General features: G+C 47.1%; 24 protein-coding genes, 2 pseudogenes and 1 other annotated feature. Of the genes and pseudogenes, 25 read left to right on the forward strand and 1 reads right to left on the reverse strand.

Features of this window, described 5'->3' with window-relative positions:
- The first annotated feature begins 128 nt into the window (after positions 1–128).
- The 15 genes and pseudogenes from ftsA to PAV_RS16240 all read left to right on the forward strand — a co-directional run bounded on the left by ftsA (position 129) and on the right by PAV_RS16240 (position 13,500).
- Complete coding sequence (gene ftsA / locus PAV_RS16170) at positions 129–1,373, forward strand: cell division protein FtsA (RefSeq protein ID WP_005548065.1); 1,245 nt, start codon at positions 129–131, stop codon at positions 1,371–1,373.
- Between the two features lie 52 nt (positions 1,374–1,425).
- Positions 1,426–2,553 (forward strand): cell division protein FtsZ, encoded by a 1,128-nt coding sequence (gene ftsZ / locus PAV_RS16175; RefSeq protein WP_005548067.1) that lies wholly within the window; start codon positions 1,426–1,428, stop codon positions 2,551–2,553.
- Positions 2,554–2,792: 239 nt separating this feature from the next.
- The gene (gene spoIIGA, locus PAV_RS16180; RefSeq protein WP_005548069.1) at positions 2,793–3,785 is read left to right on the forward strand and encodes a sigma-E processing peptidase SpoIIGA; all 993 of its coding nucleotides are present in this window, start codon (positions 2,793–2,795) and stop codon (positions 3,783–3,785) included.
- Between the two features lie 98 nt (positions 3,786–3,883).
- Positions 3,884–4,605, forward strand: a pseudogene (gene sigE, locus PAV_RS16185) (RNA polymerase sporulation sigma factor SigE).
- Between the two features lie 131 nt (positions 4,606–4,736).
- Positions 4,737–5,519, forward strand: coding sequence for an RNA polymerase sporulation sigma factor SigG (gene sigG / locus PAV_RS16190; RefSeq protein ID WP_005548072.1), 783 nt, complete (start codon positions 4,737–4,739; stop codon positions 5,517–5,519).
- 138 nt (positions 5,520–5,657) lie between these two features.
- Positions 5,658–5,945 (forward strand): YlmC/YmxH family sporulation protein, encoded by a 288-nt coding sequence (locus tag PAV_RS16195; protein ID WP_040736008.1) that lies wholly within the window; start codon positions 5,658–5,660, stop codon positions 5,943–5,945.
- Positions 5,946–5,994: 49 nt separating this feature from the next.
- Complete coding sequence (gene pgeF, locus PAV_RS16200) at positions 5,995–6,846, forward strand: peptidoglycan editing factor PgeF (protein ID WP_040736009.1); 852 nt, start codon at positions 5,995–5,997, stop codon at positions 6,844–6,846.
- 53 nt (positions 6,847–6,899) lie between these two features.
- A pseudogene (locus PAV_RS16205) lies at positions 6,900–7,229 on the forward strand (alanine racemase); the annotation flags it as partial.
- Positions 7,229–7,681: a cell division protein SepF gene (locus PAV_RS16210; RefSeq protein ID WP_005548079.1), complete on the forward strand. Its 453-nt coding sequence runs from the start codon at positions 7,229–7,231 to the stop codon at positions 7,679–7,681. The pseudogene PAV_RS16205 and the gene PAV_RS16210, both read left to right, overlap by 1 nt.
- A 2-nt stretch (positions 7,682–7,683) precedes the next feature.
- The gene (locus tag PAV_RS16215) at positions 7,684–7,956 is read left to right on the forward strand and encodes a YggT family protein (protein WP_005548081.1); all 273 of its coding nucleotides are present in this window, start codon (positions 7,684–7,686) and stop codon (positions 7,954–7,956) included.
- Between the two features lie 19 nt (positions 7,957–7,975).
- Positions 7,976–8,767 carry a YlmH family RNA-binding protein gene (locus tag PAV_RS16220; RefSeq protein WP_005548083.1) on the forward strand — a complete coding sequence of 264 codons (792 nt, stop codon included), beginning with the start codon at positions 7,976–7,978 and terminating at the stop codon, positions 8,765–8,767.
- A gap of 85 nt (positions 8,768–8,852) precedes the next feature.
- Positions 8,853–9,344, forward strand: a complete 492-nt coding sequence (locus PAV_RS16225) for a DivIVA domain-containing protein (protein WP_005548085.1) — start codon at positions 8,853–8,855, stop codon at positions 9,342–9,344.
- Positions 9,345–9,407: 63 nt separating this feature from the next.
- Positions 9,408–9,712 (forward strand) — a binding site (T-box leader).
- 53 nt (positions 9,713–9,765) lie between these two features.
- Positions 9,766–12,858, forward strand: a complete 3,093-nt coding sequence (gene ileS, locus PAV_RS16230; RefSeq protein WP_040736086.1) for an isoleucine--tRNA ligase — start codon at positions 9,766–9,768, stop codon at positions 12,856–12,858.
- Between the two features lie 175 nt (positions 12,859–13,033).
- On the forward strand, positions 13,034–13,216 hold the full coding sequence (locus PAV_RS37305; RefSeq protein WP_005548090.1) for a hypothetical protein: 183 nt from the start codon (positions 13,034–13,036) through the stop codon (positions 13,214–13,216).
- Entirely contained in the window at positions 13,213–13,500 is a 288-nt protein-coding gene (locus PAV_RS16240) for a DUF5665 domain-containing protein (RefSeq protein WP_005548091.1), read from the forward strand. The genes PAV_RS37305 and PAV_RS16240 overlap by 4 nt, the downstream gene beginning before the upstream one ends.
- On the opposite strand, the gene PAV_RS16245 is transcribed toward PAV_RS16240, so the two are convergent.
- Positions 13,494–14,240: a TraR/DksA C4-type zinc finger protein gene (locus tag PAV_RS16245; RefSeq protein ID WP_005548093.1), complete on the reverse strand. Its 747-nt coding sequence runs from the start codon at positions 14,238–14,240 to the stop codon at positions 13,494–13,496. The genes PAV_RS16240 and PAV_RS16245 overlap by 7 nt on opposite strands.
- Positions 14,241–14,420: 180 nt before the next feature.
- Between PAV_RS16245 and lspA the strand changes: the two genes are divergently transcribed.
- From lspA to pyrE, 10 genes are all read left to right on the forward strand, one after another.
- Positions 14,421–14,927: a signal peptidase II gene (gene lspA, locus PAV_RS16250; RefSeq protein ID WP_005548094.1), complete on the forward strand. Its 507-nt coding sequence runs from the start codon at positions 14,421–14,423 to the stop codon at positions 14,925–14,927.
- Between the two features lie 83 nt (positions 14,928–15,010).
- Positions 15,011–15,916: an RluA family pseudouridine synthase gene (locus tag PAV_RS16255; RefSeq protein WP_051135142.1), complete on the forward strand. Its 906-nt coding sequence runs from the start codon at positions 15,011–15,013 to the stop codon at positions 15,914–15,916.
- A 183-nt stretch (positions 15,917–16,099) separates the two neighbouring features.
- A complete protein-coding gene (locus PAV_RS16260; protein ID WP_005548098.1) occupies positions 16,100–17,353 on the forward strand; it encodes an LL-diaminopimelate aminotransferase in 1,254 nt (417 codons plus the stop codon).
- A gap of 358 nt (positions 17,354–17,711) precedes the next feature.
- On the forward strand, positions 17,712–18,254 hold the full coding sequence (pyrR, locus tag PAV_RS16270; protein ID WP_005548102.1) for a bifunctional pyr operon transcriptional regulator/uracil phosphoribosyltransferase PyrR: 543 nt from the start codon (positions 17,712–17,714) through the stop codon (positions 18,252–18,254).
- A gap of 5 nt (positions 18,255–18,259) precedes the next feature.
- Complete coding sequence (locus PAV_RS16275; protein ID WP_005548104.1) at positions 18,260–19,168, forward strand: aspartate carbamoyltransferase catalytic subunit; 909 nt, start codon at positions 18,260–18,262, stop codon at positions 19,166–19,168.
- Between the two features lie 97 nt (positions 19,169–19,265).
- Positions 19,266–20,540 carry a dihydroorotase gene (locus tag PAV_RS16280; RefSeq protein WP_005548106.1) on the forward strand — a complete coding sequence of 425 codons (1,275 nt, stop codon included), beginning with the start codon at positions 19,266–19,268 and terminating at the stop codon, positions 20,538–20,540.
- A gap of 81 nt (positions 20,541–20,621) precedes the next feature.
- Positions 20,622–21,752, forward strand: coding sequence for a carbamoyl phosphate synthase small subunit (locus PAV_RS16285; protein WP_005548108.1), 1,131 nt, complete (start codon positions 20,622–20,624; stop codon positions 21,750–21,752).
- A 1-nt stretch (position 21,753) separates the two neighbouring features.
- Positions 21,754–24,972 carry a carbamoyl-phosphate synthase large subunit gene (carB, locus tag PAV_RS16290; protein ID WP_005548109.1) on the forward strand — a complete coding sequence of 1,073 codons (3,219 nt, stop codon included), beginning with the start codon at positions 21,754–21,756 and terminating at the stop codon, positions 24,970–24,972.
- Positions 24,973–25,155: 183 nt separating this feature from the next.
- On the forward strand, positions 25,156–25,896 hold the full coding sequence (gene pyrF / locus PAV_RS16295) for an orotidine-5'-phosphate decarboxylase (RefSeq protein WP_005548111.1): 741 nt from the start codon (positions 25,156–25,158) through the stop codon (positions 25,894–25,896).
- Positions 25,896–26,534, forward strand: coding sequence for an orotate phosphoribosyltransferase (gene pyrE / locus PAV_RS16300; protein ID WP_005548113.1), 639 nt, complete (start codon positions 25,896–25,898; stop codon positions 26,532–26,534). The genes pyrF and pyrE overlap by 1 nt, the downstream gene beginning before the upstream one ends.
- The last annotated feature ends 226 nt before the right edge of the window (positions 26,535–26,760 follow it).

Below are 26,760 nucleotides of genomic sequence, written 5' to 3' on the forward strand. Positions count from 1 at the left end.
ATATGGAAGGAATTTGTCTTCAAAAAATTTGTAGAAAAAAGAGGGAATGACTAAACTTTGTTGAATACATACAAAGTGTCCGGGGATACAAACATACCAATTGATTGGGAAGTAGGAGGTGCCACGGGTTGAGCAGCAATGACATCATTGTGAGTTTGGACATCGGTACATCCAAAGTGCGCGCTATCATCGGGGAAATTAACAACGGAACGCTGCAAATCATCGGCGTTGGATCTGCTGACTCAGAAGGTATTCGCAAAGGTGCGATTGTAGATATTGATCAGACTGTCCAGTCAATTCGTAATGCGGTAGAGCATGCGGAGCGAATGGTCGGCATTGAAATTACGGAAGTGTACGTAGGCATATCAGGCAATCATATCGGCTTGCAATCCAGCCATGGAGTTGTCGCGGTATCGAATGAAGACCGTGAGATTGGCGAAGAGGATATTGAGCGTGTGCTCAAGGCAGCAGAAGTTATTGCTTTGCCACCAGAACGTGAAATCATCGACGTGGTTGCAAAGCAATATGTTGTTGATGGACTGGAGGATATTCATGATCCTCGAGGCATGATAGGCGTTCGCTTGGAAGTCGATGCCACGATTATAACCGGCGCAAAGACGGCCGTACATAACTTATTGCGTTGTGTAGAGAAGGCTGGTCTGCACGTCAAGGATTTAATATTAATGTCGCTTGCCGGTGGGCAGCTGGCATTGTCTAAAGATGAGAAGATGATGGGCTCCGTGCTCGTAGATGTCGGCGCAGGCGCGACGACAATTGCAGTGTTCCAAGATGGAACGCTTGCAGCTACATCTACACTGCCTATCGGTGGGGACTTTGTCACGAACGATATCGCATACGGTCTTCGTACAATGTCCGACCATGCAGAGAAGGTTAAGCTGAAATTCGGCTGTGCATGGATTGAGGATGCATTAGAGGATCATGTGTTTAAAGTGACGCGTATTGGCAGCAATGTGGAGAAGGAATTCAATCAAGTATTCCTTGCCAACATCATTGAACCGCGTATGGAAGAAATATTCCATCTTGTCAAGAATGAAGTGAAGCGACTTGGCTTCACGGAATTGCCAGGTGGGTATATTTTGTCTGGAGGGACTGTCTCTATGCCTGGAGTCCTCAATTCAGCTCAAGCTGCATTGCAGACTTCGGTACGCATAGCGGTACCTGATTTTATTGGTGTTCGCGATCCAGGGTTCGTAAGCGGTGTTGGGGTATTGCATCATGTGTTGCGCTCCGTTCGTCCACGCAGTGCAGGTGGCGCTAAGAAAGCGGCAACCCGGAAGCCAACTCCAATGGAATCATCAAACAAACCTAGTTTCATTGAACGGTTAAAAAATATGTTTAGTGAATTCATTTAATAATAGTTGACTTCAGGCCATCGGTGCACAATGAAGGGGAGATGGAGGACTCATGTTGGAATTTGAATTTGAGATGGAACAGTTGGCCCAAATTAAAGTTATTGGTGTCGGTGGTGGCGGTAGCAACGCAGTCAACCGAATGATTGATAATGGCGTTAAGGGCGTTGAATTTATTACGGTAAATACGGATGCACAAGCACTTCACTTTGCAAAGTCCGAGCATAAGTTGCAAATTGGCGATAAGCTGACACGTGGTCTTGGTGCAGGTGCAAATCCGGAAGTAGGAAAGAAAGCTGCAGAAGAATCTCGCGAATTGATCAGCAATACGCTGAAAGGCGCAGATATGGTATTCGTTACAGCCGGTATGGGCGGCGGTACGGGTACTGGTGCGGCACCAGTTATTGCTGAAATTGCAAAGGAATGCGGCGCATTGACGGTAGGTGTCGTTACTCGTCCATTTACATTCGAAGGCCGCAAACGTTTTGCACAAGCAGAAATCGGTATCGAAGCATTGAAGGAAAAGGTAGATACGCTTATCGTTATACCAAATGACCGCTTGCTAGAAATCGTAGACAAGAAAACACCGATGCTGGAAGCATTCCGCGAGGTCGATAATGTACTTCGTCAAGCCGTTCAAGGTATCTCTGACTTGATTGCTGTACCAGGTCTGATCAACTTGGACTTCGCTGATGTGAAGACGATTATGACAGAGCGTGGCTCTGCGTTGATGGGTATTGGTGTAGCTAACGGTGAAAACCGTGCTGCTGAGGCTGCTCGCAAGGCGATTATGAGCCCATTGCTCGAAACGTCCATTGATGGCGCGCGTGGTGTCATTATGAATATTACAGGCGGAGCTAACCTGTCCTTGTATGAAGTCAATGAGGCGGCTGAGATCGTAACAGAGGCTTCCGATATGGAAGTGAACATGATCTTCGGTGCAATCATTGATGAAAATATGAAGGATGATATCAAGGTTACGGTTATCGCAACAGGATTCGAGAATAAGCCGGCTCAGGCATTGCCAGGACGTCGCCCAACTGCTAATCCAACTGGTTCTGGCGAATCTCAGGAATCTCGCTCTTCGTCAACGGTTCGTCCGTTCGGCAACCAGCCATCTTCCGATCAGCTGGATATTCCGACGTTTTTGCGTAACCGCCCTCGTAATTCAAACAACGAATAATAAGAATTTTTGCTATAAAGCGTTTGCCGATTTACATAGGCAGACGCTTTTTTGCATTTCCCACAGCATTCTATCAGGATAGCTTGCCTCCACAGAAATAGAATCTCGAACGTAGATCGGAATGATCGACAAAAAAAGTGTCATTCCACACCCATCATTAGACAGACTTCGAATACAGCACTCTTTATACTAATTAATAACTTCCCAATAGTTGGCGGCTGAAGAAGGAGGGAAGCGCATTGACCGTCATCTATGCCGATCTTCTATTCGGCCTTAATCTGGTATTGGATTGGACGCTGCTCCGCATGACAGCGAGAATTCGCGGCATACAATTTTTGCGTTGGCGCCTCGCTGCTGCTGCAGGGTTAGGTACCGTGTATGCAGCGGTTCTTTTCATTCCCGCCTATCCGATACTGTATACGTACGTTGGTAAATTACTTTTATCTATACTTATGATCATCTTGGCGTTTGGATTTCATAATGCCGGATATTTTCTTAAAAATGTTGGTGTCTTTTATTTTTCGGCCTTTGTCATTGCGGGAGGAGCGTTCGGCCTGCAGTTTTTGCTGCAGGATGCACGTGCTTGGTCTTTGTCCCATCAGGCATCACAATGGATTGCTGCTCACCGTACTTCCTTTCAGGCAGGGATAGGCTTTCTCATTGTTGCACTACCAGCTTCTTATGCGTTGTTCCGTCTCGTATGGCGTCACAGCGCTCGGCAGCAGCAGGTAGTGAAGCAACTGGTGCAATTGGATATTTATATCGGCGATACAATTCGCCAATGTACAGGGCTTGTAGATACGGGGAATCATCTGCGAGATCCATTAGGAGGGGCGCCTGTTGTTGTGACGGAAGCGAGATTGTGGGAAGGCATTTTCCCAGCAGAGTGGTTGAACAGGCTTCGATCTGAACAGCCATTTGATATGCTGCAGTCTTGGACAGGAACAGGAGAAGCTGGTGCGATTTTGGATGAATCCCGCCTGCGGCTCATCCCTTATCGCGGTGTGAATCGTGATATGCAGTGGATGATCGGCTTGCGTCCAGATTCGATTCGAATCCGGACGGAGAGCGAGACTTATGTAAGCAAAAAAGTGATTATTGGGCTGGACATGGGGACATTGTCTCATGATGGAGCCTTCCAAGCTATCGTACATCCAGATTTGATGCAAGATTCAGGTAGAGAAGAAGCAAGCTATCATTCTATGCCGGACTCTTCTCATCGTGCTTCGTAAGGCGGCCGCTGGAGAATGAACTGCTATACTACTACCGATTGTACCGAAGTACCTGATACGAACGACCCTGTCATCACTATGTTTTAGGAGGATTGGCGATGCGTTTGCAATGGAAACTGATGATGCAGCTTCAATATTATCGGCTGTTGTTCTGGCTCGGACTGAAGCGGGATGAGATTTATTATATTGGAGGCAGCGAGGCACTTCCTCCCCCGTTAACACGTGAGGAAGAGGAGTATCTGCTGTCACGGCTGTCGACTGGGGAAGCGGCAGTACGTGCGATGCTAATTGAACGTAATTTGCGCCTCGTCGTTTACATAGCGCGCAAATTTGAAAATACAGGCATTCATATTGAAGATCTGGTGTCGATCGGAGCAATTGGTCTAATTAAGGCTGTGAATACATTTGATCCGGAAAAAAGATTAAGCTCGCGACTTACGCCTCTCGCTGTATTGAGAACGAAATTTTGATGTATTTGCGGCGTAACAGCAAAACAAGAACAGAAGTATCCTTTGACGAGCCGCTGAATATCGACTGGGACGGCAATGAACTGCTGCTGTCAGATGTACTCGGTACAGAGAATGATACGATCTATAAAAATATTGAAGAGCAGGTTGACCGTAAACTGCTGCATAAAGCATTGGATAAGCTTAGCGAGCGTGAACGAATGATTATGGAATTGCGCTTTGGCCTGACGGATGGAGAGGAAAAAACGCAGAAGGATGTTGCGGATATGCTTGGCATCTCGCAGTCATATATATCACGTCTTGAGAAGCGGATTATTAAGCGTTTGCGCAAAGAATTTAATAAGATGGTGTAAACGTTTCAAAGCTTGGACGGATGCGGAATACGGCTTGATCGGAACGAATCGGGTGCTGGGAGTGCAGGAATAAAAAAGAACCCCGGGGAGATAATGTACATTAATGTTTCATCCCTGGGAGGTAATCACGAATGACCCGAAACAAAGTCGAAATTTGCGGTGTCGATACATCGAAGTTGCCCGTCCTCACGAACGCCGAAATGAGGGAGTTGTTCGTGTCATTACAGGAACGAAACGAGCTATCGGCTCGAGAGAAGCTGGTAAATGGTAATTTGCGGCTCGTATTGAGTGTGATCCAGCGATTTAACAACCGAGGCGAATTCGTTGATGACTTGTTCCAAGTTGGCTGTATTGGACTGATGAAGGCGATCGATAACTTCGATCTTGGTCAGAATGTTAAATTCTCTACATATGCGGTGCCTATGATTATCGGAGAAATTCGCAGATACCTGCGTGACAATAACCCGATCCGAGTGTCTAGAAGCTTGCGGGACATCGCCTATAAGGCATTGCAAGTTCGCGATTCGTTGACGAATCAGAACTCACGGGAACCGACGATACATGAAATTTCGGAAGCACTGAATGTTCCGAAGGAGGATGTTGTGTTCGCACTGGACGCGATACAGGATCCGGTATCTTTGTTCGAGCCAATTTACCATGATGGAGGTGACCCGATCTATGTCATGGATCAAATTAGCGATGAGAAAAATAAGGACGTATCCTGGATCGAGGAAATTGTGCTGCGGGAAGCGATGCGAAAGTTGAACGAACGTGAGAAGATGATTTTATCGATGCGTTTTTTCGAAGGCAAAACCCAAATGGAAGTTGCAGACGAGATTGGCATCTCTCAGGCACAAGTATCAAGACTGGAGAAGTCAGCGATCAATCAGATGCAGAAGCACGTACGCACGTAATATTTGATTGGTAAAATAAGCCGTCCGCGGTCAAGCGGCGGCTTTTTTTGCATCTGACAGGGCATTTTGGCAAGTGGACTCATATACTAAGGTATGTACGCTGGCTACGGTCAAATTCCTTGTAGAATGGTGATTGCGATGAAAATTTCTGATTTTCAAACGAAGGATGTAATCAACATAATAGACGGTAAGAAACTAGGTCAAGTAAGTGATGTAGAGCTTGATATGAAGCAGGGAAGAATTGAATCCATCGTTGTGCCAAATTACAGTAAATTTATGGGGCTGTTTGGTGGTGGGAGTGAATTGATTATCCCGTGGCGGAATATCGTCAAGATTGGTGCTGATGTTGTTCTGGTGAAAATGGAGGAAATGAAGCCAGCACGAACTGAAGAATATGACAGTGCTTCCTTTGTGCAGAAACAATAGGCTTCGCCATATGGTTTGTGGTAAACTGTACGGTGAGGTGATTATCGTCATGGAACCATTTCAATTGCAGAAGTCTAAGACTTCAGAGGGGCCTGTTCTGCTGGAATTGAAGAAATGGACAGATTCCTATCCGGAGTTGACAGCTGGATTTACAACAAGAAATGGCGGCGTGAGCAGCGAGCATTTCGACTCTTTGAACTGTGCGCTGCATGTGCTCGATAATGAAGCAGATGTCATCCACAATCGCAAGCTTGTCGCAGAAGCATGCGGCATGCCGTTTGAAGCATGGACATGTGGTGAGCAGGTGCATGGGAGTCATGTTCATGTCGTTACGCAAAATGAACGAGGAAAAGGAAGAATGAATCGTACTGATGCGATTCAAAATACGGATTCTTTGGTTACTGATGTTACGGGAGTTCTATTAGCTTCTTTTTATGCCGATTGTGTTCCATTGATGTTCCTGGATCCCGTTCAGCGTGTCATCGGTCTTGCGCATGCAGGTTGGAAAGGAACTGTCAGCAATATTGGTGCTGCAACGGTACATAAGATGCAGGAGCAGTATGGCTGCCGTCTTGAGCATATTCAAGCAGCAATTGGGCCATCGATTGGTTCCTGCTGCTATGAGGTGGACGAGCGCGTAATTGCCGAGGTACGGCGTGTATTCGAAGGCTGCCAACAAGCAGAGCGCGTGCAGGATGTCGTTATTCGTCCGACATCAGCTGGGCATGCTATGCTTGATTTACGTGAATTGAATCGACATTTGTTGATTGAAGCAGGAATTTTGGCAGCAAATATCGAATGTACTACACTGTGCACTGGGTGTAATATCGATATGTTTTATTCCCACCGTATGGAGGGAGGAACTACAGGTCGTATGATGAGTTGGATAGGCTGGAAGTAGGGATAATTGAATGACGACCCGGCATCGAGAAAGAAGCTGTAGTGCATCCTAGTCGCTGCTTCATTCAGATGAATATCTCGGGTGAAGAATCCAAGTATGGATTCGAACCGGAACAAGCCGCAGCATTTGTAGAGCAATTGCGCGCGTTTCCTCATATTGGGCCAATTGGACTTATGACGATGGCTCCATACGAAGCTGAACCGGAACAAACGAGACCCGAGTCCGCAAATTGTAAGTTGCGAGACGAATTGGAATCATCGTTGTCCATATCATTGCCGCACTTATCGATGGGGATGTCCAATGATTTTGAGGTCGCTATGGAAGAGAGGGCGACACGGCTGAGACTTGGATTCGTCCTAGTTGGGAAGGAAGGGGAAACGTAATGGGTGTAATGAACCGATTTATGAATTTTCTAGGGCTTCAGGAAGAAGAAGAAATCATTGAGCGCGAGAAGGTAGTAACGGATATGCATGATCAAGAAGTGGAAGCACCGTCATTCGATCAGCGCAGATCCTCTAAATCCACTAATGTAGTAAGCATACACTCACAGAAGTCTTCCAAGATGGTGCTGTATGAGCCGCGTTCCTATGACGAGGCACAAGAAATTGCAGATCACTTGCGTTCACGGCGCTCGGTTATCGTGAATCTGCAAAGAGTTCGAAAGGATCAAGCCTTTCGAATTATCGATTTCTTGAGCGGTACTGTCTATGCGTTAAGTGGGAATATATCCAAAGTTGGTGGAAATATATTTGTGTGTACCCCCGAGCAGGTTGAAATTCAAGGTTCCATTACAGAAATTCTTCAAGACGATTACGATTACATGCAAACGAGGTGACCTTGTTGGAGTATCAGATTGCTGAATATGTGTATTACCTGTTCAACATATACAGATGGCTAATTATTGTTTATATTTTGATGTCTTGGGTGCCTAATGTACGAGAGAGCTCAATCGGGGAGATTCTGGGCAAGATTGTTGAGCCGTACTTGGCCCCATTCCGCCGCATTATCCCTCCAATTGGTGGGATGCTGGACATCTCTCCGATCGTGGCTTTATTTACGCTTGAATTCGTGTACAGAGGCGTTCTTGCTGTACTACAGTATTTCATTTAGTAATAGGTGAGTGCCGAAGATGACAGCAAATGAACATATCTATTCGCATTTTCACCCTGATGAGCGTGTGTTTGTTGATCGTGCTTCTGAATGGGTGGAACGTGCAGCACAGCTTCACGAGATCCGTCGTACTGACTTTTTGGATCCGAGACAAGCCTTTATTTTGACAACACTTGTCAATCGGAATGCCGATGTTCAGCTGCGCTTGGATGGCGGGCACGAGCATGCAGAGCGCAAGCGTGCGCTTATCGCTCCCGACTACGTATATGCAGAAGGAGAAGAAATGGGGATGCATATCCTTCAAATCACCTCTCTTGACCGCAATTGGGAGCAGCTTGAGCATGGTGATTTTTTGGGAGCTGTGCTTGGTCTTGGCATAAAGAGGGACAAAATTGGCGATATTCACGTTAGTGATGATCGCTGTCACATTGTCATAACAGAAGAAATTGGGGCTTTTTTGGATACACATCTGCGGCAGGTACATCGCGTCAATGTTCTAACAGACATTGTTCCTTTGTCGGAACTTCAAGCCACCCATGCAGAGTTGAAGATGATGACTCTAAGTGTGGCGTCCCTTCGGCTGGACGGCATCGCTAGTGATGTATTCAGACTCAGCAGAACGAAGATCGTAACGCCCATTAAGGCAGGGCGCTGCAAGGTGAATTGGAAGGTGGAAGAGAATCCATCTACTCAGCTTCATGCTGGAGATGTTGTTTCCCTGCAAGGGTTTGGACGGTTCAAGGTAATAGACATTGAGGGCGTATCGAAAAAAGGCCGCATGCGCATTTCGGTAGGTACTTATACTCGTTGAGCATACTCCGGGCTGTACGATTCAGTTGCGTATGTTCAACATAACAATTTTCCGCATGCTTTGTAATTTTGAGGAGGTGCACACGATGCCATTGACACCATTAGACATACATAACAAGGAATTTAGCCGCAAGCTGCGCGGTTATGATGAGGACGATGTAAATGAGTTCCTCGATCAAGTAATTAAAGATTATGAAGCGCTTATTCGCGAGAACAAGGAATTGCAAAACCATGCCAATGCCTTGCAGGACAAGCTTGACCACTTCGCGAATCTTGAGGAAACCTTAAGCAAAACGATCATCGTTGCACAAGAAGCTGCGGATGAAGTGAAGAATAATGCGAAGAAGGAAGCACAGCTGATAGTCAAGGAAGCGGAGAAAAATGCAGATCGTATCGTCAACGATGCCCTTGCAAAGTCTCGTAAGATCGCGTTGGAAGTTGAGGAACTCAAAAAACAATCCTCTATATATCGTGCGCGCTTCCGTACACTGGTTGAAGCTCAGATGGAACTGCTCAATCAGGATGGCTGGGATGCGCTTGAGCGTGAAGAAGTGAAGGAAGTTAAGGAATTGTATTAGTCAAGTATGCTCCTGATTGACAATTATCGCAAAACACGATATAAATATGTATTATTAATAACGTGATATTCAATGACGGGAACGCGCTGACACGCCCATCCGTTCTTCAGAGAGTCGGAGCAGGTGAGAACCGACGAACGAATCGTGTCGAGACATCATCCCAGAGAAGATATGCTGAATGCAGCCGATGGATGTAATAACGAAGCTTATACATCTCATTTTTGCTTAAACTGTAAGCATGTCCGGATCCCCTCCGTTATCTGGGGCTTGTGTGCATAGGCATGCAAGAACGAAGGTGCCGTGCTAATATCATGCTAATGATTGGTATGGAACAAGGGTGGTAACGCGAGCAGAACCTCGTCCCTTTTTGGGAGGAGGTTTTTTGTTTTCTCAATACGTATCGAAGAAAGGAAGTATCACTGTGAGAAAAGTTGATGTCAAAGAACGCGCCCGGGAACGGGAGCTGCGTGTACTGGCGAAGTGGAACGCGGAAGATACATTTGCAAAATCCATTGAGCAGCGCGCAGGCAAACCTAATTTCGTATTTTATGAAGGACCGCCTACAGCGAACGGAAAGCCGCATATTGGACACGTTCTCGGGCGTGTTATTAAAGACTTTATTTGCCGCTACAAAACGATGTCCGGCTATCGTGTTGTCCGCAAAGCGGGTTGGGATACACACGGCCTGCCGGTAGAGCTTGGCGTAGAAAAGCAGCTTGGTATTTCTGGCAAGCAGGAAATTGAGAACTATGGAGTTGAAGCGTTCGTTAAAAAATGTAAAGCGAGCGTATTTGAGTATGAAAAGCAATGGCGTGAATTAACCGAAGCAATCGGCTATTGGACCAATCTTGACGATCCGTATATCACGCTCGATAACAACTATATTGAAAGTGTATGGCACATCCTTTCCACGATTCATAAAAAAGGATTGCTGTACCGTGGTCATCGCGTAAGTCCATACTGCCCCTGCTGCCAAACTACACTCAGTTCGCATGAAGTAGCACAAGGCTATGAAACGGTTAAGGATCTGTCTGCAACTGTTAAATTCAAACTGCATGATAATGGCGAATATGTGCTTGCTTGGACAACAACACCTTGGACATTGCCGGCACATGCCGCGCTTGCCATGAATCCAAATATGGAATATGTGCGCGTTCAGCAAGAAGACGGTGTATATATCGTCGCGAAGAATCTAGTTGAAGATGTGATGCAGGGCGAGTACACAATCTTGTCTGAGCATAAGGGCTCTGAGTTTATTGGCAAGACGTATGCTGCTCCATTTCCATATGTTGTGCCTGAGAAGGGACATGTCATTGTCGCTGCTGATTTCGTAACAGATTCCAGCGGTACGGGTATCGTTCATATGGCTCCGGCTCATGGTGAGGACGACTATAAGAGCTGCCGTGAGAACGGAATCAGCTTCATCAACGTCGTAAATACACAAGGCCGCTATAACGATGAGGTTATTGATTTTGCAGGGCGCTTCGTCAAGGATTGCGATATCGACATCGTGAAGAAGCTTTCTGAGAATGGAACATTATACTCCAAAGAAAAATACGAGCACAGCTATCCATTCTGCTGGCGCTGTAAAACACCGCTTCTTTACTATGCGACAGAATCGTGGTTCATTCAGACAACAGCGGTTAAAGATCAATTAATAGCAAATAACAGCAAGGTCGAATGGTACCCTGGTCATATTCGAGAAGGCCGCTTCGGCAACTTCTTGGAAGACTTGGTTGATTGGAACATCAGTCGTAACCGTTACTGGGGCACGCCGCTCAACGTGTGGGTGTGCGGAACATGTAAGAGTGAGTATGCGCCTGAGAGCCATCAGGACTTGCGCAACCGTGCAACGTCTCCAGTTGATGAGAACCTAGAGCTGCATAAGCCATATGTGGATGAGGTTAAGCTGCATTGTCCGCATTGTGAACACGGTGTAATGGAACGTACATCTGAAGTAATTGACGTATGGTTCGATAGCGGCTCGATGCCATTTGCACAGCATCATCATCCATTCGGAGATGAGAAGAAGTTCGAAGAGCAGTTCCCGGCAGATATTATCTGTGAAGGGATTGACCAAACTCGCGGCTGGTTCTTCAGCTTGCTCGCCGTATCAACGTTGTACAAGGGTGTAGCGCCATACAAGGCTGTTATTTCAACGGGTCACGTACTCGATGAAAACGGACAGAAGATGTCCAAATCAAAGGGCAATGTTATCGACCCATGGGATATTATCAATGAGTACGGTACGGACGCATTCCGCTGGGCATTACTGTCTGATAGTGCGCCGTGGAACTCGAAGCGCTTCTCGAAGCAAATCGTAGCAGAAGCAAAATCTAAAGTGATTGATACGCTTGTAAACACACACGCCTTCTATGCTCTTTATGCTTCGATCGATCAATACGATCCAAGTGCCTATAAAGAACGTCAATCGAACAATAAGCTCGATCGTTGGATTTTGTCACGCCTGCACACGCTGATCGCTAGTGTAAGCAAAGGACTGCAAGCGAATGACTTCTTGAATCCTGCAAAAGCGATTGAGTCCTACATCGATGAATTAAGCAACTGGTATATCCGTCGTTCACGTGACCGTTTCTGGGGCAGTGAAATGACAGAGGACAAATTGTCCGCATACCAAACGCTTCGTCGTGTTCTGCTCACACTGTCTAAGCTCATCGCGCCTTATGCACCGATGATTGCAGAAGACATCTACATGAACCTCGGCGGCACAAGCGAGAGCGTACATTTGGCGAGCTACCCTGTCGCTGATCAAGGATTGATCGATGCAGAATTGGAACGCGATATGGAAACAGCTCGTGAAATCGTAGAGCTGGCTCGCAATGTTCGCAATGAAACAGGAATCAAGACTCGTCAGCCGTTGTCTGAGCTGATCGTATCCATGGATCGCGAGTTCCATCTTGCGAGCTATGATGAGGTCATTAAAGAAGAAATCAATGTGAAGGATATTCGTTTGGAAACAAGCGACTCTGGATTCGTTGATTTTACATTGAAGCTGAATCTTAAAGTAGCGGGCAAGAAATACGGCAAAAATGTCGGAGTTCTGCAAGGTGCACTGAAAGCGATGACTCCAGAAGAAACACGCCGCATCGTGGAATCGGGTATGTGGAACTTCACGAATCAAGAAGGCGAGAGCTTCGAGGTAACACGCGAAGAGCTTCTGATCGAGAAGCAAGCAAAATCCGGCTTTGCGTCAGCGTCTGGTTACCAAATTACAGTCGCATTGAATACGGAAATTACACCGGAACTGGAGCAAGAGGGTTGGGTTCGTGAAGTGGTTCGCGGTATCCAAGACTTGCGCAAAAAGCTTGATTTGCCAATTGAGAAGCGGGTAAATATCGTATTGGATGTGGATGCGGAATTGCAGGCTGCGATTCAAGCGTTCGAATCAACATTGCGCGACAACGTGCTCGTTGCGAACTTGTCATTCGGCTCTCAAGACGGTATGGAATCAGTTGATTTGGGACAAAAGACGATCCGCGTGGCAATTGCTTAATTGTACAGCGTATAGATCCCTCCAGTTCGGGAGAATCTATAATGGTCTGAATCGCGAACGAGAATGAAGAGGGGAGAGCGTTGACCGCAGATGGGTATTCCATCTGTTCGGTCACGCTCTTTTTGTGATATAAGGGGATGCAGCATATCGGCTTTAGAAGAGGAGGAAATTGTCAATGAAAGCACATGATTCGAAACATTCGAAGGATTATCGTACCGAGCATAGACATGATCCGATTCAAGTCAAGAACGATAATACCAGCGTTAGCGAGCGAGAAGTGGCGGATTCAGAGACCCCAGCAGAGCCGCGTTTATCTGCCGCTGCCGCTTCGCAAGATACAGAAGATGCAAAAAAATGATGAAGAGCATTCATGATTATACGCTGCAAATTGCACAATCGATGGAGAAGTCAAGAATTGCTGAATATAATGAATTATTGTTTAACCCGCGCAAGCTGATCTGGATCAATCTGATGGGCGGCGCAGCACGCGGTGTTGGAATTGCTATCGGATTTACGATATTTACAGCTATCATTGTTTACATCTTGCAATATCTAGGAGCACTCAACTTGCCTATTATCGGTGATTTTATTGCTGACATTGTGCGTATCGTTCAACATCAGCTCGACACCAAATTTTATTGATTTTCATCGAGATCTGAATCGTAATCGCGATCAGGCTCGAACAGGCCAGCACCCTCATGGTTATTCATATACTGACGATATTGTCGATTGCGAACAATGGAAACATGGCGGCCAGTCAAGTCTGTAGCAACGAAGCTTTCATATGCTTCTACACACCCGTCGAGCTCTTCAGATGCTTCAATATATAAGTTGCCATAATCATCGACTTCGCGCTCTTCGTGCATGGCAGGCGTATTAGAAGTTCCCCATGACTCAACGATTTGCCAGGCGTCCTCGCCGTCAAATCCGTTTTGTGTATCTTCGTCAAGGCTTGTTCGTCCGAATGGAGGAGTTAAGAATTCTTCTTCAATCGGGCGGTTCTGGGATATCATTTGTTCAGGACAATGTTCAACGCAATACATCGTGGAAGGGACGGCCTCCAAACGTTCGTATGGGATGTCCTTGCCACACACAACGCATTTGCCATATTGCCCTTTCTTCATGCGCGATAAGGCTGTGTCGATGCGATCCAGCAGGATCTCATCATGCTCGTTCAATGCAATGTCCTTGCCGCGTTCGAACATTTCAGTGCCAACGTCGCCTGGGTGATTATCCAATGTGGACAACTCCCCTGTATTTTCACGGAGTGAGTTGGACAAGCCATAATGATCTCCTCGATGCAGACGCCGCTCGATTTGAGCCTTGGATTGCAGCAATTGCTGCTGTAAGCTGTTTATTTGCTCAGTTGAAAGTTGAGACATCAGTGCGGGACGCTCCTTTCGCATTGGCGTAACTTACAACTAGCATGTGCAAATTGGAGAGGGTTCCTGCGTGGTAAATGGCGTAGGCAATGGATTGGTTTGGGTTAGGTTCCTGTGATACAATGAGCAAAGCTTCAATTGAATAACATAATTAAAATTAAAATGAGGTGACTGTGGCACGTGTGGTACTATATTATCGCCTTTATCGTATTGCTGATTGATCAAGTAAGCAAATGGATGATTGCTACGAACTTGCAGTTGGGTGAGAAAATTCCAGTAATAGGCAATTTCTTCTTGATCACGTCCCATCGCAATACAGGAGCGGCCTTCAGTATTTTGGAAAATCAGCGCTGGTTCTTCATTGTCATTACGATAGTGGTTGTAATCGGACTTGTATGGTATATGCAAAAAATTAGACATCAGAGCGGGATCATACTACCGCTTGGATTAAGCCTTATTTTGGGTGGTGCAATTGGCAACTTTATCGATCGTTTGCTTACGGGTGAAGTTGTTGATTTTCTCCAATTTAACTTTGGTTCCTATACATTCCCGATCTTCAATGTTGCAGACATGGGGATTTGTATTGGTGTCGGGTTGGTTCTACTAGACGCTCTCGTTACGGTGAAGCGCGAGAATCATTCCGATTCATCTGCGGAACATAATGACAACACAACGAATCAAGCATAGGGATAGGAAGAGAAAGGAACATAAGCAATGACAGATGAAAAAACGTACAACCACAAACGGGGGATGAAGGGCGTGAGCCATACATATGGAGGGTAGAACCTGCTCATGCGAAGGATCGGATTGATAAATTCATTACCGAATCCATTGAAGAGGATGTCTCTCGATCACAAGTACAGCTCTGGATTCGTGATGAGCATGTACTCGTCAATGGTCAGCCTGTAAAATCGAATTACAAGGTGGCTGTGGCTGATGTCATTACATTAACGATGCCGGAGCCAGCCTCAGCTGACATTATCGCTGAGGATATCCCTCTTGATGTGTATTATGAAGACAAGGACGTTATTGTCATTAATAAGCCGCGCGGAATGGTTGTCCACCCAGCGCCAGGGCATACTTCAGGTACCGTCGTCAATGCATTGATGCATCATTGCCGTGATTTGTCCGGCATTAACGGTGAGCTTCGACCAGGAATTGTCCATCGAATTGATAAGGATACCTCGGGCTTATTAATGGCAGCCAAGCATGATCGCGCACATGTTCATTTGGCAGAGCAGCTAAAAGAACACTCAGTTATGCGTAAATATGTTGCACTTGTGCACGGAAATGTGCCCCATGATCAAGGAACGGTTGATGCGCCAATTGGACGGGATACCCACGACCGCAAGATGTATACCGTAACAGAGAATAATAGCAAGCATGCAGTGACCCATTTTAAAGTATTGGAACGGTTTGGAGATGCAACGCTTGTTGAATTGCAATTGGAAACCGGGCGTACGCATCAAATACGTGTGCATATGAAGTTTATTGGTCACCCATTAGTAGGCGATCCGATGTATAGCCGGGGGACTCGTGGATTGACAATGAATGGGCAGGCCTTGCATGCGATGACGCTTGGCTTCGTACATCCAACGAGTGGGGAAACCTTGGAATTCCATGCTCCGATCCCTGAGGATATGGAGAGTCTGCTACACTCGATTCGTAATAGATAATCATATTATGCAAATTAAACCATGGTTTTAGGTTAAAATACGGTTCCTTTATTGATATATGTGTGAAAAAAGTGCAAATAGTATTGAAGATCATTCATTCCTTTTGTCGTCAAAATCGAACATAGTTATTACAGTGGCATCATAACCGATATAAGATTGATGCAAAAGAAGGAGCTGTATAGGATGACGACAAAATACTATCAAAACACATATATTCAGCATACATTTGCAGACCGGATTGGCGGATCCAATTATGGAAAGGATACAAATATTTATAAGTTTGAGAAAATCAAACGGGCCAAGATTGCTGCCAAATTGCAATACCCTGACGTTGAACTAATTGATATGGGTGTTGGCGAGCCGGATGAGATGGCAGATGCGGGAATCGTAGCTACATTGGCTGAAGAAGCAGCCAAGCCCGAAAATCGCGGCTACGCAGATAATGGTATCTCGGAATTCAAGCACGCTGCTGCAAAATATTTGCAGGAAGTGTTCCATGTTGAGGGAATTGATCCAGATACAGAGATACTTCACTCTATCGGAACGAAGCCTGCATTAGCCATGCTTCCTTCTTGCTTTATTAATCCAGGAGATATTACGATCATGACGGTTCCTGGCTATCCAGTAATGGGAACACATACGAAATATCTGGGTGGAGAGGTTTACAACATTCCGTTAACCGCGGACAATCATTTCCTGCCTAATTTGGATGCGATTCCGGAAGAGGTATGCAAGCGAGCGAAGCTCTTATATTTGAATTATCCAAACAACCCAACTGGCGCTGTGGCGACAGTTGAGTTTTTCACGAAAGCCATTGCTTGGGCGAAGCAGCATCAGGTTATTATCGTTCATGACGCTCCTTATGCGGCATTGACATATGACGGCAATAAGCCGCTTAGTTTCTTGAGCGTACCGGGTGCCAAAGATGTAGGCGTAGAGCTCCATTCCCTGTCCAAGTCGTACAATATGACAGGATGGCGCATTGGATTCATTGTTGGTAATCCGCTGATTGTGAAGGCATTCGGAGATGTTAAAGATAATAATGATTCCGGTCAATTCATCGCGATCCAAAAGGCTGCTGCGTACGGGCTTGCTCATCCAGAGATTACAGAAGCAATTGGGGCCAAGTATTCCCGCCGTCATGATTTGCTTGTTGCCGCACTGAATGAGGCAGGCTTCCATGCTGTTAAACCACAAGGCTCCTTCTTCTTGTATGTTGAGGCTCCTAAAGCGGTGCAAGGCGGGCCGGAATTCCATACAGCAGAGGATTTCTCCCAATATTTGATCCGAGAGAAATTGATCTCTACCGTCCCATGGGATGATGCAGGCCGTTTTATTCGTTTTTCTGTAACGTTCCAAGCACAAGGCGAAGCGGAAGAAAAGCGGGTTATGAATGAACTGAAGCGTCGACTGATGGATGTAGAATATATTTTCTAGTATTTGTTTGCAAGTAATAACTTGACATGTAACGTGAGAAGTGGGATAATCCAGTTAATCAAATAAGACCTTTAAATCAGTCCCGAGAGGCTGGCAAGGTAACGCTCGTTTACGAGAAAGAACACGTGAAGAGCGGAAGGAAGAAGTGTATCCGTCAGAGGCCGAGAGCTATGATGGAACGCGAACAGCTTCTTCGTTCTGCGCTCTATCTTCATGCGGATTCTTTCCGCGCATATCGTGAATGCACACAACTCCTTGCCTCCGGGCAAGGAGTTTTTTTGTATCTGCACACACTATCGATATACAGTCTTGCCCTAACTTATATAAGGGCTGAAATACGGAAGGAGACAATGAAGAAATGAGCAATACCGAGTTCAACGTTATTATGGATGAAGCTGCAATACGGCGGGCACTGACAAGGATCGCACACGAGATTCTGGAGCGAAATAAAGGCATTGACAACTGTGTACTTGTCGGAATACGGACAAGAGGGATATTCTTCGCAAGGCGAATCGCGGAGCGAATCCAACTGATCGAAAATGAGACAATTCCTGTTGGAGAGCTTGATATCACGAGATACCGAGATGACAACAAGCGCGATGAACGGGAGACGGCTGACATTAGCGATCCATTTCCAATACAGGATAAGAAAATTATCCTGTGCGACGATGTGCTCTACACTGGCCGGACGATTCGTGCGGCAATGGATGCGCTCATGGATCAGGGAAGACCGCAAATGATTCAACTGGCGGTACTGGCAGACCGGGGACATCGCGAGCTGCCGATACGACCTGATTATGTTGGCAAAAATGTACCGACTTCGCGCACGGAAGAAATTGAAGTCGCCTTGAAGGAATTAGACGGCGTCGATGAAGTGAAAATCGTACACCACAGGGGGTAACAACAATGTCAATTCAGATGGAACGATCGGTAAAAGACCGCAGTCTGCTCGGCTTAAAGTCGTTAAGCAGATTCGAAATCGAATCGATTCTGAATCGTGCCGCACATTGGGATGAACAGCATGTCAAAGTTCAGAATGTGTTGAAGGATAAATTTGTAGCCAACATGTTTTTTGAGAACAGCACGCGCACCCGCTGTTCGTTCGAAGTAGCCGAGAAGCGCCTTGGCGCTGAGGTTATCAACTTCTCAACATCAGCATCGAGTGTCGAAAAGGGAGAATCCATCTACGATACGGTTCGAACGCTAGAATCGATGGGCATGGATGCAGGTGTTATCCGCTTGAAGCCGATTGGGCTCTTGGAACAAATTGCGGAGCGTGTCAAGATGCCGCTTATAAACGCAGGGGACGGCAATAACGAGCATCCAACACAAGCGCTGCTCGACCTGTACACGATGCGCAAGCATTTCGGACAGCTGGATGGCTTACATGTCGCGATTGTCGGAGACATAGAGCACAGCCGGGTAGCACGTTCAAATCTATACGCGCTGCGCAAGTTCGGAGCGAACGTAAGCTTCTGTGCACCAGACAACATGCGCGCACATGATTTGGATGCACCGTATGTCACGATGGGTGAGGCTCTTCAAGCCGACGTTGTGATGATGCTCCGCGTACAACTTGAGCGCCACGAATCGGAAGTTATGCACTCAACTGAGGCGTACCGGGCAGAGTACGGCTTAACACTTGAACGCGTCGCACAGATGAAGAAACATGCGATTATTATGCACCCGGCGCCAGTCAACCGCAATGTAGAAATTGACGACGAGGTTGTCGAGGCTGAATCGGCACGAATTTTCGAGCAGATGGCTAACGGCGTTCCGGTGCGAATGGCCGTATTGGAAAGAGCATTAGTATAAAGTGTAAACCAATCATAAACAATTTCTTTCAATAGATAGAACAAGCATACTAAGCGGAGTAACGCTTCAAAATGGCATCGTAAGGAGAGAGAAACCGATGATCGTGTTGAAAAATGCAAAGATATTAAATACCGAAGGCGAATTGGTGGACGTTAACATCTGGATGGAAGACGGAATCATCCGTAAAATCACGAATCTCGAGGAAGCTGTTCCTACGGACGCAGATGTGCAAGATGTTGAAGGCAAATTCGTATCGGCAGGCTTCATCGATATGCACGTCCATTTGAGAGAGCCTGGCTTTGAACATAAAGAAACGATTGCAACAGGTACTCGCTCCGCAGCGAAGGGCGGATTTACAACAATCGCATGCATGCCGAATACGCGGCCAGTAACCGATACGCCGGAAACGGTGCAGCTTATTCTCGATAAAGCAGAGCAGGAAGGTTCGGTTAAGGTGTTGCCTTACGGCTCGATTACGAAAAATGAGCTTGGAAGAGAACTCACAGACTTTGTAACCTTGAAAAACGCTGGAGTTATTGGCTTCACTGATGATGGGGTCGGCGTACAAAATGCACGAATGATGAAGGATGCGATGAACTGGGCCAAAGAGCTGGATATGCCGGTGATCGCACATTGTGAAGACGACTCCCTTGTTAAAGGCGCAGCAGTAACGGATGGGGTTTTCGCCCGCAAGCATGGATTGAAAGGAATTCCGAATGAATCTGAAGCGATTCATGTAGGTCGAGATGTGCTTCTGGCAGAAGCAACAGGAGTTCATTACCACATATGCCATGTCAGCACGGAGCAGTCGATACGGCTTATCCGCCAAGCGAAGCAAATTGGTGTAAAGGTAACTGCCGAGGTATGTCCACACCACCTGCTGCTCTCGGATGAAGATATTCCGGGTATGGATGCGAATTGGAAGATGAACCCTCCGCTGCGCTCGCCTCGAGATGTTGAGGCCTGCATTGAAGCTCTGGTGGATGGCACAATCGATATCATCGTCACAGACCATGCGCCGCACACCGAAGAAGAGAAGGCAAAAGGAATGGAGCTTGCTCCATTCGGAATTGTCGGATTGGAAACAGCATTCCCGCTTCTCTATACGAAATTTGTAGCGACTGGAAAGTGGCCGCTGTCCTTGCTTGTCAATCGAATGACGAGCGACCCGGCAAGAACGTTTGGTTTGAATACCGGGCGTATTGAGGAAGGTGCGCCAGCTGACCTTACCGTTATTGATTTGGATACTGAACGTCAGGTTAACCCGGATGAGTTCTTAACAAAGGGACGCAATACACCATTTACCGGCTGGAGCCTAAAGGGATGGCCGATGAAGACATTCGTCGATGGCCGTCTCGTATGGAGCAACTAACGAGATTACGAGTAACAAAATATAGATAGATGAAGACAAGCAACGGGAAGTGCATAAGATGGAGAGCGAGGAGTGACGAACATGCAAGCAAGATTGTTGTTGGAAGATGGTACCCTCTTTACAGGAACAGGGTTCGGAGCAGATGGTGAGTCTGTAGGCGAGGTTGTATTTAATACAGGGATTACAGGATACCAAGAGGTATTGTCCGACCCATCTTACTGTGGACAGATTGTAACGATGACTTATCCGCTAATTGGTAACTACGGCATTACGCGCGATGATTTCGAATCGATTCGCCCTTATGTGAACGGGTTCGTCGTGCGCAGACATGAAGAAGTGCCTAGTAACTGGCGCGCTGAATATTCAGTAGACCGACTGCTGAAAGAGTACAGCATCGTAGGAATCAGCGGCATTGATACACGCATGTTGACTCGCAAGCTTCGTCACTTCGGTACGATGAAGGGGTTGCTGACAACAGGCAGCCAATCTATTGAAGAGTTGAAGGAAATGCTCGGAGTCAGTGAGTTGATGCGGGATCAGGTAGCACGTACTTCGACAAAGCAGCTCTTCTCCAGCCCTGGTGATAAAGAACGAATCGTTCTCGTCGACTTTGGTGCGAAAAGCGGTATTGTGCGCGAATTGACGAAGCGCGGATGCGATGTAGTTGTCGTTCCTCATGATACAACAGCAGAGGAAATTCGTCGCCTGCGTCCAGACGGGATTCAATTGTCCAACGGCCCTGGGGATCCGAAGGATGTCCCTCATGCTGTAAAGATGCTACAAGAGCTTCTTGGAGAGTACCCAATCTTCGGCATCTGCTTAGGACACCAATTGTTCGCGCTCGCTTGCGGAGCAGACACAGGCAAGCTGAAATTTGGCCATCGCGGCGGCAACCATCCGGTTAAGGAGCTTGCAACGAATCGCTGCTATATTACTTCTCAAAACCATGGATATACGGTTCTGGAAGACTCGGTGCAAGGCACGGAGTTGAAGGTCACGCATATCAACAATAACGATAAAACGATTGAAGGACTTGCGCATGTGAAATACCCGGCCTTCTCGGTGCAATATCATCCAGAAGCAGCTCCTGGTCCGCATGATAGCAGCTACTTGTTCGACCAATTCATCGATATGATTCGTGAGCATAAACGCAATCAACCTAAGGTTCCGAGACAAGCGGAACTCGTAGCACAGCTGAAAGGGGAACTATAAAATGCCGAAAAATAAAGACCTCAAGAAAATCCTTGTTATCGGATCAGGCCCGATTGTTATCGGTCAGGCAGCTGAGTTCGACTATGCAGGAACACAAGCATGTGAAGCCTTGAAAGAAGAAGGCATGGAAGTCGTTCTCATTAACAGCAACCCTGCTACGATTATGACAGACACGAATATGGCAGATAAGGTATACATCGAGCCAATTACACTAGAATTCGTTACTCAAATCATTCGGCAAGAGCGCCCAGATGGGTTGCTTCCAACCTTGGGCGGGCAAACAGGCTTGAACATGGCAATGGAGCTTGCTCGTGCCGGCGTGCTTGAGCAAGAGAACGTCAAGCTTCTCGGTACACAGCTTGATTCCATTGAGCGTGCAGAAGACCGCGACTTGTTCCGCGACCTGATGCGCGAATTGGAGCAGCCAGTGCCAGAGAGTGTTATCGTCAATTCGGTACAGGAAGCGGTTGACTTCGCGAACACGATTGGATACCCAATTATTGTCCGTCCTGCTTATACGCTCGGCGGAACGGGTGGCGGTATTTGCGCGAACGAAGAGGAACTGCGCGATACAGTAGCATCAGGCATCCGCTACAGTCCAATTGGACAATGCTTGATTGAAAAGAGCATCGCTGGCATGAAGGAAGTCGAGTACGAGGTTATGCGTGACGCGAATGACAACTGCATCGTGGTCTGCAACATGGAAAACTTCGACCCAGTAGGCGTCCATACAGGTGACAGTATCGTAGTTGCACCAAGCCAAACGCTGTCGGATCGCGAGTATCAAATGCTGCGCTCCGCATCACTTAAAATCATCCGTGCGCTCAACATTGAGGGTGGATGTAACGTTCAGTTCGCGCTGGATCCACACAGTTATCAATACTATGTCATTGAGGTAAACCCTCGTGTCAGCCGTTCTTCTGCGCTCGCTTCGAAAGCAACAGGTTATCCGATTGCGAAGATGGCGGCGAAAATCGCAGTTGGCTACACACTCGACGAAATCGTGAACCCAGTTACGGGTCAAACATACGCATGCTTTGAACCTACGCTCGATTACATCGTATCGAAGATTCCGCGCTGGCCGTTCGATAAATTCACACAAGCGAACCGCAAGCTCGGTACGCAAATGAAAGCAACTGGCGAAGTCATGGCAATTGGGCGTACCTTTGAAGAATCCATACACAAGGCAATCCGTTCCCTAGAAATCGGCGTGCATCGCTTGAAGTTGAAAGGTACAGAAGAGCTGGATAAGGAAACGCTGGAATATCGTCTAAAAACACCAGATGATGAGCGCATGTTCTTGTTGGCAGAAGCGTTCCGCCGCGGCTACACACTGCAGCAGCTCCAGGATTTGACGAAAATCGACTGGTGGTTCCTTGACAAGCTGGAGGGCATGGTCAAGTTCGAAGGTCGTATTCGCGGAGAAGAAACTTTGTCTGAGCAAACATTGTACGAAGCGAAGCGCATGGGTTTCACAGACCGCGCGATTGCTGAGCTGCGCAGCGAAGGCCAGCCAGGCGGAGCTTGCACGAAGGAAGCAGAGGTTCGTGAATATCGGGAACAGCAAGGCTTGAAGCCTGTATATAAAATGGTAGATACATGTGCCGCTGAATTCGAAGCGACTACACCGTACTACTACTCCACATATGAAGTAGAAAATGAAGTAATAGAGTCCAATAAAGAAAAAATCGTCGTGCTCGGCTCCGGTCCAATCCGTATCGGTCAAGGTATCGAGTTCGATTACTCGACTGTACATGCAGTATGGGCAATTCAAGATGCAGGATATGAAGCAGTAATCATCAATAACAACCCTGAAACCGTATCGACAGACTTCAATACATCGGATCGCTTGTACTTCGAGCCGCTCTTCTTCGAAGACGTTATGAATGTTATCGAGCAAGAGAAGCCGGTAGGGGTTATCGTCCAGTTCGGTGGACAAACAGCGATTAACCTTGCAGCGCCACTTGCTGCTGCGGGTGTGAAAATTCTCGGTTCGAGTCTGGAAAGCATTGATGAAGCAGAAGACCGTAAGAAATTCGAAGCCTTGCTATCGCGCCTGCATATTGCACAGCCGCAAGGCAGCACGGTTACATCTGTCGATGAGGCAGTAGGAACGGCACAAACTCTTGGCTACCCGGTGCTCGTTCGTCCATCATATGTCCTTGGCGGACGCGCGATGGAAATCGTGTACTCCGATCAAGAGCTGCTCACATATATGGAGCAAGCAGTGAAAATCAATCCGGAGCATCCGGTTCTGATTGACCGCTACATGCTCGGCAAGGAAGTAGAAGTCGATGCAATTTGCGACGGCGAGACAGTGCTTATCCCGGGTATTATGGAGCATGTTGAGCGCGCAGGGGTACACTCCGGCGACTCGATTGCGGTATACCCGCCGCAGCATCTGTCGGAAGAGCTGAAGCGGCAAATCGTCGATGTTACGATTCGCATCGCGAAGGAACTGAAGACGGTCGGTTTGATTAACATCCAGTTCGTTATCTTCAACGACCAAGTATATGTTATCGAAGTGAATCCTCGCTCCTCGCGTACGGTTCCATTCCTAAGTAAAGTTACAAACGTTCCAATGGCGAATGTTGCAACAAAGCTTATCTTGGGTGCGAAGCTGAATGACCTTGGTTATCAAGAGGGCTTGTGGCCAGAAGATGATCATGTATCGGTTAAGGTTCCGGTGTTCTCGTTCGCGAAGCTGCGCCGAGTTGAACCGACACTTGGCCCTGAGATGAAATCAACAGGAGAAGTAATGGGTCGCGACAAGCAATATGCAAAGGCATTGTACAAAGGCCTCATCGGCTCCGGAATGAAAATTCCTTCGACTGGTGCCATCATCTGCACGGTAGCAGACAAGGACAAGGAAGAAGCGGTAGAGTTAATGCGCGGATTCGCAAGCCTTGGCTACAAAATTATCGCAACAGGCGGAACAGCGGTTGCACTTGAAAATGCAGGCTTGAGCGTTACCCATGTGAAGAAGCTGACAGAAGGCTCGCCTAACATCCTGGATCTCATCCGCGGAGGAGAAGCGCACTTTGTTGTCAACACCTTGACGAAGGGTAAAACACCAGAACGCGATGGCTTCCGCATTCGCCGCGAAGCAGTAGAGAACGGCGTAGTCTGCATGACATCGCTAGATACTGTACGCGCACTGCTGGGCATGCTGGAGCAAATCAACTTCTCATCCCGCGCAATGCCGGTTGTTCAGAAGTAATCATCGAAGAAATCATCGAAGAAATCATCGAAGAAATCATCGAAGAAATCATCGAAGAAATAGACGAGTATCGTCTCACAATAGAAGCAAATTCGAGGAGGCCGCAAGGCCTCCTCGGAGTATGAATAGGCAGTGGACGAAACATGGAGCCAAAGTACGAAATAAATGCGAAGAGGTGTCAAGATGAACAAGCGATGGAGCGAGGCACAAGCGGCGGGCAAAATTATGGTCGCACTGGATTATCCGAATGCAGACGCAGCAAAAGAACTGCTGCAGCAGCTGCAAGGAATCCCTTGTTATATGAAGGTAGGTATGCAGCTGTTCTATGCGGCTGGCCCAGCGTTTGTTCGCGAACTGAAGGATAATGGATATAAAGTGTTTCTCGATGTGAAAATGCATGATATCCCGAACACGGTCAAGGGTGGAGCGAACAGTATTACGAAGCTAGGCGTCGATATGTTCAATGTCCATGCCGGAGGCGGAGCCACTATGATGTCGGCTGCTGTTGAAGGTGTTGAGGCAGCGCTGGCTGAATATCCGGAGCTGAAGCGTCCGGTTGTCATCGCGGTTACACAATTGACGAGCACCAACGATAAGGTCATGAATGAGGAGATTGGTATTGCTGGAAATGTAGCCGACACGGTTGTTCGCTATGCGAAGTTGACAAAGCAAGCAGGGCTTGATGGGGTTGTAGCATCCCCTCAGGAGGTAACGGCGATTAAGGCAGCCTGCGGCGAAGATTTCCAAACGATTACGCCGGGGATTCGCCCGGCTGGCAGTGCAATGGGAGATCAATCCCGTGTCATGACGCCTGGACAAGCATTTGAACAAGGAACGGATTATATTGTGGTCGGTCGCCCAATTACGGCCGCGCCGAATTCGCGCGAAGCAATTCTATCTATTATAAAGGAGCTATTAAACTAATGACTACAACGAACCTGGAACGCACAATTGCACAGCATCTGTTAACTATCCAAGCGGTAGCGCTTCGTCCGAATGAGCCTTTTACGTGGACATCCGGCATTAAATCCCCGATTTACTGCGACAATCGCTTAACGATGTCCTATCCGGAGATTCGAAACGCCATTGCAGAAGGCTTTGCTTCCTTGGTGAAACAATATGCTCCTGATGCAGAAGTCATCGCAGGTACAGCTACAGCAGGCATTCCCCATGCTGCATGGGTGGCAGACAAGCTTGGCTTGCCAATGGCTTACATCCGCGACAAAGCAAAAGGTCATGGAAAGCAAAATCAAATTGAAGGGATCATCCGACCTGGTCAAAAGGTTGTTGTCATTGAGGACTTGATTTCCACTGGCGGCAGTTCTTTGAAGGCGGCGCTTGCAGTAAAGGAAGCGGGAGCTGAACCTTTGGCGGTATTGGCTATCTTCAGCTATCAACTGGAAAAAGCAACATCGGCCTTCGCAAAAGCGGGAATTCCGCTGCAGACGCTGTCAAATTATTCGGCTCTTATTCAAACAGCGCTTGAGCAAGGTGTTATTGAGCCCGCGGATATGGATGTGCTGCAAGCATGGCGCCATGATCCAACAACATGGGGAAACTAGAAAGATAACGAGTTTGATATCATTGTTAGCATATAAGACAGCATTTCTTAGAGACCTTTCCATCCCAAGTGAGAAGGTTTCTTTTTTTAGAGCAGCATCCATAAATCGTCAAAATGCGCTTATAAAAGGAATCAAAAATTTTATCTTTTTTGCAGAAAAACGGTTAAGAACATTGTAACTTTTCACGCAAAACTTTCGTTTATACTTGAGGAGAGTTTGACGTCAT

The sequence above is a fragment of the Paenibacillus alvei DSM 29 genome (genome assembly GCF_000293805.1).
Classification (GTDB): domain Bacteria; phylum Bacillota; class Bacilli; order Paenibacillales; family Paenibacillaceae; genus Paenibacillus_B; species Paenibacillus_B alvei.

Bases quoted from the DNA above. Each gene is read 5' to 3' on its own strand.
- ftsZ (WP_005548067.1), top strand. From the start codon at position 1,426: ATGTTGGAATTTGAATTTGAGATGGAACAGTTGGCCCAAATTAAAGTT.
- sigG (WP_005548072.1), top strand. From the start codon at position 4,737: ATGACCCGAAACAAAGTCGAAATTTGCGGTGTCGATACATCGAAGTTG.
- PAV_RS16195 (WP_040736008.1), top strand. From the start codon at position 5,658: ATGAAAATTTCTGATTTTCAAACGAAGGATGTAATCAACATAATAGAC.
- pgeF (WP_040736009.1), top strand. From the start codon at position 5,995: ATGGAACCATTTCAATTGCAGAAGTCTAAGACTTCAGAGGGGCCTGTT.
- PAV_RS16210 (WP_005548079.1), top strand. From the start codon at position 7,229: ATGGGTGTAATGAACCGATTTATGAATTTTCTAGGGCTTCAGGAAGAA.
- PAV_RS16220 (WP_005548083.1), top strand. From the start codon at position 7,976: ATGACAGCAAATGAACATATCTATTCGCATTTTCACCCTGATGAGCGT.
- PAV_RS16225 (WP_005548085.1), top strand. From the start codon at position 8,853: ATGCCATTGACACCATTAGACATACATAACAAGGAATTTAGCCGCAAG.
- PAV_RS37305 (WP_005548090.1), top strand. From the start codon at position 13,034: ATGAAAGCACATGATTCGAAACATTCGAAGGATTATCGTACCGAGCAT.
- PAV_RS16240 (WP_005548091.1), top strand. From the start codon at position 13,213: ATGATGAAGAGCATTCATGATTATACGCTGCAAATTGCACAATCGATG.
- PAV_RS16245 (WP_005548093.1), bottom strand. From the start codon at position 14,240: ATGTCTCAACTTTCAACTGAGCAAATAAACAGCTTACAGCAGCAATTG.
- PAV_RS16260 (WP_005548098.1), top strand. From the start codon at position 16,100: ATGACGACAAAATACTATCAAAACACATATATTCAGCATACATTTGCA.
- pyrR (WP_005548102.1), top strand. From the start codon at position 17,712: ATGAGCAATACCGAGTTCAACGTTATTATGGATGAAGCTGCAATACGG.
- PAV_RS16275 (WP_005548104.1), top strand. From the start codon at position 18,260: ATGTCAATTCAGATGGAACGATCGGTAAAAGACCGCAGTCTGCTCGGC.
- PAV_RS16280 (WP_005548106.1), top strand. From the start codon at position 19,266: ATGATCGTGTTGAAAAATGCAAAGATATTAAATACCGAAGGCGAATTG.
- PAV_RS16285 (WP_005548108.1), top strand. From the start codon at position 20,622: ATGCAAGCAAGATTGTTGTTGGAAGATGGTACCCTCTTTACAGGAACA.
- carB (WP_005548109.1), top strand. From the start codon at position 21,754: ATGCCGAAAAATAAAGACCTCAAGAAAATCCTTGTTATCGGATCAGGC.
- pyrF (WP_005548111.1), top strand. From the start codon at position 25,156: ATGAACAAGCGATGGAGCGAGGCACAAGCGGCGGGCAAAATTATGGTC.
- pyrE (WP_005548113.1), top strand. From the start codon at position 25,896: ATGACTACAACGAACCTGGAACGCACAATTGCACAGCATCTGTTAACT.